This window comes from Ruoffia sp. FAM 26255 (assembly GCF_045528525.1).
In the GTDB taxonomy this organism is placed as follows: Bacteria; Bacillota; Bacilli; order Lactobacillales; family Aerococcaceae; genus Ruoffia; species Ruoffia tabacinasalis.
In genome coordinates this window covers 1-8,125 of the sequence record NZ_JBGQQX010000072.1, presented here as the reverse complement: position 1 = coordinate 8,125, position 8,125 = coordinate 1, and the positions used below count along the sequence as shown (strand labels likewise).

Genomic DNA, 8,125 nt, shown 5'->3' with positions numbered 1-8,125 from the left:
TTCGATATTAATTGATTTCCACGAAAATTGGGAAAATAACGCTCGGACATTCTTACAAGTGTAATGTGCATGATGACCAGATGATATAACTACATTGAGACTTTTACACAAGATTATGGACTTGACAATGAATAATGAACTTTAATCAGGACTGAACCTTCATCTAAATTTTCTCGCTTAATTGATTCAACTTCGTAACTTACCTCGTCGTCTTCTTTACGAACGACTAATGCTTTAAATAAATCCAATTTCATTCTCCTTTTATTCGATGACTACGATCTTTTCTTGGGCAATATCGCGAATTTGATAGAATAAATCTCTCACATCTTTATCCTCAACTTGATCCGCAAAGTCTGTTAATAAGTCATAATTCACGTGCGCATCAGTCACTTCACCAAACTCATCTTGAATTGCTTCTGCTGCTTTTTTATACGGTTTAGTTTTTTTGGATGTTACATTTTTATAGTATTTTGCTGCATAGCGATTTTTCTTAGCATCTTTTCGAATATCATGAACCGTTTCATAATCTTGGAGATCCACTTCTTCATACGCTTTTTGCAATTTATCATTCTTTTTCTCTAAGCGTTTAGCAACATATTTATCCCAATCAAAATCTTTATCCAACTCTAATTCTTCAAGCGTTTCTTTAGTGGTTGTTAACGTGTCTTTGACTAGTTCAACATTCGTCACGTTAAATGTGCGACGCATTTCTTTCCGGCGTTCTTTGCCTAATAAATTAAACGCATCATAAAAATACTCACTTAAATCTGGTTGTTCTAAAGCAACTTCTTCAGTAAATTCAGTCAATACATCGAGTTCGCGAATAGGTCCAAATACTTGCGCTGCTTCGCGAAGCGGCGCATTCATTGAATCATACGTCTCTTCACCGATAATCGGTTTGATAAAGTTCAATAAACCACGCAATTCTCTTATGCTCACTCGCAAATCATGTGCTATATCGCTATCAAAAGGATTATTAGAAAAATCCACGTACCGCGCTTCAATGATAATCAGTCGCTCCAGCAAAATATTTTTTACTTTTTTGTCATTCGATTCACCTCTCACTCTTTTTTTAAAATTGTTTTTCGATATCTTAAGTATAGCACTTACATCCACAGAGCTAAAACAATATACTGTGCACAGGTGTTGTGTGGATATGTTGATAAAATGAAAAGTTATTTGCAAATTATGAACATGTGCATAAGTATTTTGATTAAAAAAATTCGCTTGTGCCATATAATTATACACAAACGAACTTAAGTAATTAAATTTCTTCAAAAATGACCGCACAACGGCCTTTTTCATCCATATCACTGACTTTTATAATTGTTAAACCTTTTTTATTCGCGTAATCGGCAATTTCTTGGTACAGCTTTGTCATTTGTGTTTTAAACACGCCACCATTCGCATCAAAATCTTCTACAATATATTTCCTTGCCATCCTTTGCCTCCTCAGTTTATTTGTTACTGCTATTTTAACACAAATACTATGGTACAATCTTTTATCACGCTTTTCTGATAAAGTATTTTAAATCAATTCTTATTTTCTTGGCATAATCTTGTCACAATTAAATATCATCCTTAAGACTGATATCCGAATCAATCCTTAGCGTTATAATGTATATAGTCAAGAAAGGGTGTGTATTAATGAAAGCAAATAAAACTTCAAAAACAACTTTAGGTAAATTTGTCAAAGCCTTATTCAAAAAAGAAACACCACTATATATTAAAGGTATGGTTGGTGTCGCCCTAGCCTATACGATCTTCCCCGTGGATGTCCTGCCAGATATCTTTGGTCCCTTAGGTTTTGTTGACGACGCGGCAGTAATTGGTGTCTTAACTACGGTTGCGATGACTTTACTTGATAATTTCTATGAAAAACAAACTGGAGTGTCGAAAGTCGACCCTCAACACAATATTAAATATGCAGAAGTCGTGAATGACTAAATTCAATTATAATAAAAACGAGTATCGCTTGCTGTTTGCATGACAGTGGCTATACTCGTTTTTTATTATTTAATTTTCCAAACTAAGATGGACTATATATGTTGTAAGGTTCTATTCTTAACCTTTATATAAAAACTTAGTGGCGTAAATACAAGTGCTAAAATAATTCGTACGTATTTTTCAATCGTTTCGTTAATCATCTAAAGTGCATATAATGCAGACATTATGGCGATACCAATTGTAAAAAAAACCACCGATTAAAATACCTGTTCCAAGCAATCAAGTTAAATGTGGTATATAAACACCAACATTATATTAACCCACCGCGATGGAGATGAAGAATGTATGGGTTTGAATTTTATTAAATCTTTCAATAACCTTTTCAACCTTCTTTGATATGAATTAAAACCGCTCTCGGTAAATCGGCATCGACATACAACGCGGTCCGCCTCGTCCACGGACTAATTCACTTCCTTGGATTTTATGCAATTTAATTCCTGCTTCTTCAAGCAAGGCATTTGTAACTGGATTACGGTCGTAAACAATTAACTCACCCGGTGCAATCGCCAATGTATTGGCCCCGTCATTCCACTGCTCACGCGCCGCAGCTACTGGGTCATCATCCCCGCAACGAATAAGTGTTACTTTCTCAATGTTGAGAGCTGCTTCTAATATCTCTTCTAATGGGTCCGTTTCCTCTTCAATTTTTACTTCGCCGTCTTGACTCGTTATCGTATACACTTTTAATTGGTCTTCTATTTCAGGATGAATCGTGAATTTATCGTAATCAACCATCGTAAAAACTGTATCTAAATGCATGAACTTTCGGTTACTTCCAATGAGAAAAGCCAGCACTTGGCTGTAATCTGTATCTTCAAAGACATTTTTTGCAAGCTTCTCAATAGAACGCGCGTCCGTTCTCTGCGAAATCCCAATCGCTAAGACATCCTCAGATAGCACTAAGATATCTCCACCTTCAATATAAGTCGATTCATCTCGGAAATAATACAAAGGGACGGAGTTATCTTTGACAACTGGATGATATTGGAAGATATACTTTCCATATATTGTTTCTCGTTTGCGCGTCTCAGAATACATATGATTCAAAGAAATTCCTTGCCCGATTGTCGCGAAAGGGTCCCGAGTAAAGTATAAACTCGGCATCGGATTAATTAACAAAGGATAATCTCTATCCAAAGTATCAATCAAAGTTGTACCTTCTTCAACCTTGACTTCATCTTTTCTAAATCCTGTCATTGTCTTGAGTATCAGCTCGTAAGAATCTTCAATCGCTGTCAGCTTTTCTTTAACAGCATGGTAATGAGCACCCGGTTCTAAGCCTGATTCACTCAACCATTCCTCAATAAATTCTTCTCTCACATTCTCGTTGTCAATAGCTTCTGCAGCTAATTTCTCTAAGTAAAGTACTTCGACGCCATTCTCTTTTAATACTTGAGCAAATGCATCATGTTCTTTTTGCGCCGCCTCCAAATAAGGTATGTCATCAAATAGTAACGCTTCAAGATTAGCTGGAATTAAATTTTCTAATTCAATACTTGGGCGATGTAATATTACTCGTTTCAACCGACCAATTTCTGAATACACTTGAATTGGCATGCTTGTCTTATCAGTCATCGTCTCTTCCTCTCTCAATGCTATATCGCTATCTTACCAGTTTGATGAAAGAGAGAGAAATGATTCAACTATCACTTAAATTAAAATCAATTCCACGATAAAAACAAGCATACAACTTGTGACTGCCACTTGAATTAAATTAGCGCCTCGCCAAGACATTAAAATGGCACCAACTAATGCTGCCAGTCCAGATAGAGGTGTCTGCGTCACTTGTAAAATAGCTGGGAAAGTCATAACTGATAAAGTGACATATGGAACATAATACAAAAACGACCGAATAAATGAGTGTTTAATTTGCCCTCTAGCTAAAGTCATTGGAATGACTCGCATCATATACAGTACTGCTCCACTGAGGAGTAGATAAAAATACACGCTATTCATCATGGATCACCTCATCTTCAATCGGATATCTAATTGCTGCAACACTTGCGATAATTACTGTCAAAACGATCGTCACGATTCCAGACGAAAAACGTTCCACAAGACCAATAACATCAGCAGTAAAACTCGCTACATAAGAAACAACAACGAAAAAAGCAATCGTCCGATTCACTTTTGCTGAAGGAATAACCGCAGCAATGAACATCCCATACAAAGCCACACTTAACGCACTCACAATACTCAACGGGAGTATATTTCCAGCGATGACACCAATAAAATTCCCAATCGCCCACCATAATAGTGATGTCATCGTTCCATAGTAGTAGTAAGGTTGAACGAATTTATTATCCGCTATTGATAGTCCGAATAACTCATCAGTAATACCTAAACTAATTAAGAAGCGGTGTCTCGTTGGGCTATCTGGATGAACACGTTGGCTCAATGCTAAACTCATTAAGATGTATCGAGCATTCACAACAAGCGTGACTAATACCACTTCCACAAAAGGTGCATTCGACTCAAACAAGCTATACACAGCATATTGCCCAGCCGATGCATTTAGTAATAAAGCACTTAAGAATCCTTGTAATGGAGTAAGGCCAGCATTTCTCGCCGCAATCCCTAATGTAAAAGCCACCGAAAAATACCCAATGGCTAAAGGAATCGAATCCTTTAAACCATCTTTAAAATAATCAACATTTCGTTTCACACTCTCACCCTACCTATCTCAATCAATTTGATTGTCTTACTGGTATTATATTATAGTTGGGTTAAAAAGCTAGCTAGCTTTTTAAAGAGTTTGATTGTTTGGAGTGATTAAGGCGGTTGGCGAGCATATGAAAACTGGTATGGGAGGATAGACCCGTTAACTACCATATGAATTCTGGTATGAGAGGATAGACGCCGTTAACTACCATATGGATTCTGATCTGGGAGGATAGACGCCGTTAACTACCATATGGATTCTGGTATGGGAGGATAGACTTCGTTAACTAACATTTGTACATTCACAGTATATTAAATTGAGTGGAATAAATAAGTAAGTAAGGCCAATTGCCTCGCACTATGATTGCGAAGAATTCTAGGACTCGTTCAGAATGATAAGATTAGTGTGAAGTGACTCGCATACAGAAATTAGTTTGTCCCGAATACACCAATCTATTTTTCTAAAATAAAAGAAGCCAGACAATTAGTCTTGGCTCCCAACAGCTCTTATTTATATGCAATAATACCGCTGACTGCTAATACTGCTTTACTTACCAATGATTCTAAATCAGCTTTTTCATCCAACGTATGCGCGCCAGACCCAATAATCCCCATACTACATAAGGTCGGCACTCCAGCTACAACCCCAAGTGATGCATCACTCACGCCTTCACTTTTATTTTTTATTAAATCTCCATAACCACAATCAGATCCAATTCTTATAAAATGATCTGCAAGTTGTGCGACTGCCGGTGTAAATTCCATCGCGTCTAGATAAGATTCTATCTCGTAACGTGCAGTTGTGTCTTGAATGTGTGAATTACCGACTGCTTCTTCAAGGTCTCTGATTATTTCATCTTTGGTTGTTTGATTAGAAAAACGCGCAGCGATATTGGCTTTAGCGTGAGCGGGAATTGTATTGGTACTCACGCCACCTTCAATCAGCCCGCAGTTAATCAGTTTGCCGCGTTGGATATCAGTTTTAGATTCCAACTCAATTATTTTATAGGCTAATTCAACGATAGCACTTCGTCCGGTAGCAGCACCGCCCCCTGAGTGGGCACCGATCCCCTCCACTTCTATCGTGACCATCGCTCCACCTTTTCGACTTACTCCGATATGTTCGCGCTCTGTAGCGGGTTCAAAATTCAACATCATGCTTGCACCAGTCAACTCTTCTAACATGACCTCACGCGTATTTGAATTGCGGTGCAATGTTTCCTCGTCTCCTATAAACAACATCTTGATTGGATGTTTCTTATAACCTAGATGAATTAATGCTTTCAATGTATAAAGGGCAATTACTAATCCACCTTTCATATCCGCAATGCCAGCACCTTTAGCAAAGCGGTCGTCCACCATTCGAAAACCATGCTCACTTAAAACCCCTGGTTGAAATACCGTATCCATGTGTCCACTTAATACAATTGGTGCGTCGTTTTCAACATCTTCAGGTGTATAAATACTGTCAATCGTACTACCAGCATACTCCATCTCAACCGTGCGAGACACTAGCCCAAGTTGATCAAATTCTTGCTTAAAAATTTCTATAATGGCGTCAACACCTTCAGGTTGATCCGGCCCACTTTCAATATTAACGAGTTGTTTAAGCAGCGATACCATCTCTTCATGCTGCGCTGTCAAATAGTCTGTAATTTGTTTGTATAGTGTTTTCATTGAACTGCTCCTATTCTACATAAACATCTTTAAGCTGAATCACACCAATCGTATCCATCTCCATATTATGTACGTTACCTCCAACGACAAATGCATTTGTATAAAAATACAAAGGAACAATAGGCATGGCATCAACAAAAAGCGCTTCTGCTTCTAATAATAAGTCTTCTCGTTTTTCTAAATCGGTTTCTACTCTTGCTTTTTCGACTAGTTGGTGATAATTCTCATCTTCCCAGCCGGTATGATTACGTCCATTGTTTGTCGAATAATATTGCTCTAAAAATGATGCGATATCAGAATATTCATAACCTTCTCCGCGTCGACCTAATTGGTAATTCAATTCACTCATATTAGATAAATGAACTTGAAATTCTGTCGTCTCTATCTCAACGTTGATACCTAACTCTTCTTTCCATCCAGCTTGAACAAATTGTGCGACCGCTGAATGTTCTTCGCTGACATTGGTTGACATCGAAAGTTGTAATTCACTTGGTTCACTTAAACCTAACTCTTCTAATCCTTTTTCTAGATGATTACGCGCTTGATCATAGTCAGCATCCTCAATATATGCTACATCTTGAGTCGCGTTTGTTGCGGTCGGCCCAACAATTCGCAATGCTGCTGTTTGATTTGCTTTTGTCACATTAGCAATTAGCCCTTGTCGGTCCACGGCCAAGGCGAGCGCTTTTCGAATATTAACATTCGATAAATGAGGGTCATTTGTATTCATTGCATAATTATAAAAAGCTGCCATATCTGACATGTTTAAATCACCTGATTCTTTATATATATCAATCATCTCGGGTGAAATCGTATGGAAAGGCATCCCTAAGTAATCTAAGTCACCGTTCAAATACATCGTATTAGCCGTCGTCATAGATTCCACAACTTGAACATGCACCTTGTCAAGTCGAACCGTATCACTGTCCCAGTAATTTGGATTCTTCTCAATCGTGTAATCACTTTGATGATTCCATTCACTTAGCATGAAAGGTCCATTATTGATAAATAATTCGCCAGCATCTTGAGCCCACTCTGGATGCTGGGTTACAATCAGTTCTGGAATCGGATATAGCTCAGGTAATCTACCCGTAAGCTCTAAAAACTGCGGCATTGGTTCAGTTAATGTCACTTCCAGCGTTAGATTATCCACAGCCACGACTTGAACCTCTTCAACTGCCCCTTCACCTTGATGATAAGCTTCTGCTCCTTCGATGATATAAAGTTCACCTGCACCAGGTGAGGCAACCTCGGGATTCAAAACCCTTTTCCATCCATATTCAAAGTCACTAGCAGTTAAAGGTGTCCCATCACTCCAGTTGGATTCTCTCAGATGAAACGTATAAGTTAATTGGTCTTGACTGACATCCCAACTCTGAGCAACACCTTGTTCTACATCCCCTTCGATTGTCGGACGTGTCAGCCCATCAAAGATATTCGCAATTAATGCGACTGAATTTTTATCCGTTGCTAATCCCGGATCAACTACGGGTTCATTCGCTGTTGCTAAGTTCAATATCTGTTCCGATTCTGTTGCAGTTGTCTTTGCCGAAGTAAAAATCGAGAAAACAAAGCCAATGAGCACTAATAGACTCACTCCATAAGCAATTTTACGTTTCATCTTTCCACCCTCTATTATTATTATTCAATTCCAATCGAGTAGGAGACTAGCCATTATTTGACTAGTCGACCTCTCACACCACCGTGCGTACGGTTCCGTACACGGCGGTTCAATACCTTGCGTAAGCAGACTCTACCAATTCGCTTAGTGGAACTAAGC

At 38.3% G+C, this 8,125-nt stretch carries 10 protein-coding genes; 1 reads left to right on the top strand and 9 read right to left on the bottom strand.

The genetic code is table 11. The features are described from left to right. Positions 1–113: 113 nt before the first annotated feature. From ACEN31_RS10470 to ACEN31_RS10460, 3 genes are all read right to left on the bottom strand, one after another. On the bottom strand, positions 114–248 hold the full coding sequence (locus tag ACEN31_RS10470; protein ID WP_407109378.1) for a hypothetical protein: 135 nt from the start codon (positions 246–248) through the stop codon (positions 114–116). 13 nt (positions 249–261) lie between these two features. Continuing rightward, positions 262–990 (bottom strand): CHAD domain-containing protein, encoded by a 729-nt coding sequence (locus ACEN31_RS10465; protein ID WP_407109377.1) that lies wholly within the window; start codon positions 988–990, stop codon positions 262–264. A 274-nt stretch (positions 991–1,264) separates the two neighbouring features. Further along, positions 1,265–1,441 carry a hypothetical protein gene (locus ACEN31_RS10460; RefSeq protein WP_197104304.1) on the bottom strand — a complete coding sequence of 59 codons (177 nt, stop codon included), beginning with the start codon at positions 1,439–1,441 and terminating at the stop codon, positions 1,265–1,267. 206 nt (positions 1,442–1,647) lie between these two features. Between ACEN31_RS10460 and ACEN31_RS10455 the strand changes: the two genes are divergently transcribed. Then, the gene (locus ACEN31_RS10455) at positions 1,648–1,947 is read left to right on the top strand and encodes a YkvA family protein (protein WP_407109376.1); all 300 of its coding nucleotides are present in this window, start codon (positions 1,648–1,650) and stop codon (positions 1,945–1,947) included. A 92-nt stretch (positions 1,948–2,039) separates the two neighbouring features. On the opposite strand, the gene ACEN31_RS10450 is transcribed toward ACEN31_RS10455, so the two are convergent. From ACEN31_RS10450 to ACEN31_RS10425, 6 genes are all read right to left on the bottom strand, one after another. After that, on the bottom strand, positions 2,040–2,147 hold the full coding sequence (locus tag ACEN31_RS10450; protein ID WP_407109375.1) for a cadmium resistance transporter: 108 nt from the start codon (positions 2,145–2,147) through the stop codon (positions 2,040–2,042). 202 nt (positions 2,148–2,349) lie between these two features. Then, positions 2,350–3,582 carry an arginine deiminase gene (gene arcA / locus ACEN31_RS10445; protein ID WP_407109374.1) on the bottom strand — a complete coding sequence of 411 codons (1,233 nt, stop codon included), beginning with the start codon at positions 3,580–3,582 and terminating at the stop codon, positions 2,350–2,352. 75 nt (positions 3,583–3,657) lie between these two features. Next, positions 3,658–3,963 carry an AzlD domain-containing protein gene (locus ACEN31_RS10440; protein WP_138404603.1) on the bottom strand — a complete coding sequence of 102 codons (306 nt, stop codon included), beginning with the start codon at positions 3,961–3,963 and terminating at the stop codon, positions 3,658–3,660. After that, positions 3,956–4,672 (bottom strand): AzlC family ABC transporter permease, encoded by a 717-nt coding sequence (locus ACEN31_RS10435; protein ID WP_407109373.1) that lies wholly within the window; start codon positions 4,670–4,672, stop codon positions 3,956–3,958. Before ACEN31_RS10435 ends, ACEN31_RS10440 begins: the two co-directional genes overlap by 8 nt. A 503-nt stretch (positions 4,673–5,175) precedes the next feature. Continuing rightward, complete coding sequence (locus tag ACEN31_RS10430; protein ID WP_407109372.1) at positions 5,176–6,345, bottom strand: M20/M25/M40 family metallo-hydrolase; 1,170 nt, start codon at positions 6,343–6,345, stop codon at positions 5,176–5,178. 10 nt (positions 6,346–6,355) lie between these two features. Further along, on the bottom strand, positions 6,356–7,966 hold the full coding sequence (locus ACEN31_RS10425; protein ID WP_407109371.1) for a peptide ABC transporter substrate-binding protein: 1,611 nt from the start codon (positions 7,964–7,966) through the stop codon (positions 6,356–6,358). Between the last annotated feature and the right edge of the window lie 159 nt (positions 7,967–8,125).

Excerpts from the sequence above, each read along its gene's own strand:
- ACEN31_RS10460 (WP_197104304.1), bottom strand. The coding sequence starts at position 1,441 with ATGGCAAGGAAATATATTGTAGAAGATTTTGATGCGAATGGTGGCGTG.
- ACEN31_RS10455 (WP_407109376.1), top strand. The coding sequence starts at position 1,648 with ATGAAAGCAAATAAAACTTCAAAAACAACTTTAGGTAAATTTGTCAAA.
- ACEN31_RS10450 (WP_407109375.1), bottom strand. The coding sequence starts at position 2,147 with ATGATTAACGAAACGATTGAAAAATACGTACGAATTATTTTAGCACTT.
- arcA (WP_407109374.1), bottom strand. The coding sequence starts at position 3,582 with ATGACTGATAAGACAAGCATGCCAATTCAAGTGTATTCAGAAATTGGT.
- ACEN31_RS10440 (WP_138404603.1), bottom strand. The coding sequence starts at position 3,963 with ATGAATAGCGTGTATTTTTATCTACTCCTCAGTGGAGCAGTACTGTAT.
- ACEN31_RS10430 (WP_407109372.1), bottom strand. The coding sequence starts at position 6,345 with ATGAAAACACTATACAAACAAATTACAGACTATTTGACAGCGCAGCAT.
- ACEN31_RS10425 (WP_407109371.1), bottom strand. The coding sequence starts at position 7,966 with ATGAAACGTAAAATTGCTTATGGAGTGAGTCTATTAGTGCTCATTGGC.